This window comes from Azohydromonas aeria, assembly GCF_009760915.1.
Lineage (GTDB): Bacteria > Pseudomonadota > Gammaproteobacteria > Burkholderiales > Burkholderiaceae_C > Azohydromonas > Azohydromonas aeria.
In genome coordinates, this window is the sequence record NZ_VIDQ01000191.1 from 1 (window position 1) to 1686 (window position 1686).

Genomic DNA, 1686 nt, shown 5'->3' on the forward strand with positions numbered 1-1686 from the left:
ACCAGGTCAAGGGCAGCGGGCTGTACGTGACCAACACCACCTACACCGTGCCGTCGCTGCCCAGCGGCAAGACCTACTACTTCGCCGTCACGGCCGTCGATGCCTCCGGCAAGGAAAGCGCGTACTCGGCCGAGGCCACCAAGGTGATCCCCTGATCCGCCTGACGTTGCGCCCGCATCCGACCCCGACGCCTCTCCCTCACGAATACCGAAGATCCCGCAGGACCCACGACATGAAGCTCTCGCTCAAGCGCTCCGCCCTCGTCCTCATCGCCGCCGGCCTCATGCCCGCCTTCGCCAGCGCCGCCAACATCTACGTGCGCGCCGGCGCCACCGGCGCGGGCAACGGCTCCGACTGGGCCAACGCCTACACCGCGCTGCCTTCCACGCTCGTGCGCGGCAACACCTACTACGTCGCCGCGGGCAGCTACGCCGGGCGCACCTTCTCCACCGCAGCCAGCGGCACCACGCCCATCACCATCAAGAAGGCCACCGTCGCCGACCACGGCACCAACACCGGCTGGAATGACGCCTACGGCACCGGCCAGGCCCAGTTCACCAGCGGGCTGCGCTTCACCTCGCCCTACTGGGTCATCGACGGCCAGACCGGCGGCGGCCAGGCCAACAACTGGATGGGCGCCTTCGGCTTCAAGGTCACCGAGCGCGGCGACGCCAACGCCATCCTCAACTTCCAGAGCGGCGGCTCCTTCGTCACCGTGCGCCACGTCTCGCTCGTGGGCAAGGGCAGCGTCTCCAGCAGCGGCGGCTCCATGTCCAACGACGCCGTGGCCGTCTACGGCGCCTCCAACGTCACGATCTCGCACTACCACATGACGGGCATCGGGCGCTGCCCGTTCTTCATCAGCCCGCGCAACTTCGTGGCCGAGCACGGCTGGGTCGAGAAGTACTACGGGTCGAGCGCCGTGCACTCCGAGATCGCCAGCATCTGGGGCTTTGCCGGCAGCGTGGGCGACACGACCTTCCGCCACAACCTCTTCACCGACGTGCAAAGCACCGGCGGACTGATGTGGGACAACTCGTCGAACACCAGCGCCCGGCTCATGGTCTACGGCAACGTCTTCTACCGCCCGTCGGGCGCGACGTGGCAGCAGGCCAACGGCGTGGTCGGCGGCTGGACCGGCGGCGGCGGCGAGCAGTTCCACAACGCCAAGGTCTACAACAACGCCTTCATCAACGTGAACCAGGCCGCGCTGAGCACGTTGCCGCGCATCGCCTCGGGCAACGAGGCCTTCAACAACATCTTCCTCAACAGCCAGGCACCGAGCTTTGCCAAGTTCGCCAGCCACAACCACAACCACTTCATCAACTCCGGCACCACGCAGGGCGAGAGCGCCGGCACCACCGCCAGCACCGACCCCTTCGTCAACGTCGCCGCGCTGGACTTCCGGCTCAAGGCCGCCACGGGCGCGGGCTCGAACTTCGCCACGCCCTACAACGTCGACGGCCTGGGCAACACCCGCGGCAGCGACGGCACCTGGGACCGCGGCCCCTTCGAGTTCGTCACCGGCGCCGTGACGGTGGCCGCCCCGACCAACCTGCGCGCGCAGTAAGCCCGCCGCGCCCCGTCCGCATCCGTCGTCACGAGGGAAAGACTCTCAAGAGGGAGAGAGCGCGAAAGTGAGAAGCGCTCCTGATGGCGCCGTCCCGCTCCCGCGGGCCGGCGCCT

Annotated in this window: 1 protein-coding gene; it reads left to right on the forward strand. The window is 68.4% G+C overall.

Annotated features, from left to right (window positions below; all coding sequences use genetic code 11):
• The first annotated feature begins 232 nt into the window (after positions 1-232).
• Positions 233-1570, forward strand: a complete 1338-nt coding sequence (locus FJ694_RS36420; RefSeq protein ID WP_157272387.1) for a hypothetical protein — start codon at positions 233-235, stop codon at positions 1568-1570.
• The last annotated feature ends 116 nt before the right edge of the window (positions 1571-1686 follow it).

Bases quoted from the DNA above. Each gene is read 5' to 3' on its own strand.
- FJ694_RS36420 (WP_157272387.1), top strand. From the start codon at position 233: ATGAAGCTCTCGCTCAAGCGCTCCGCCCTCGTCCTCATCGCCGCCGGC.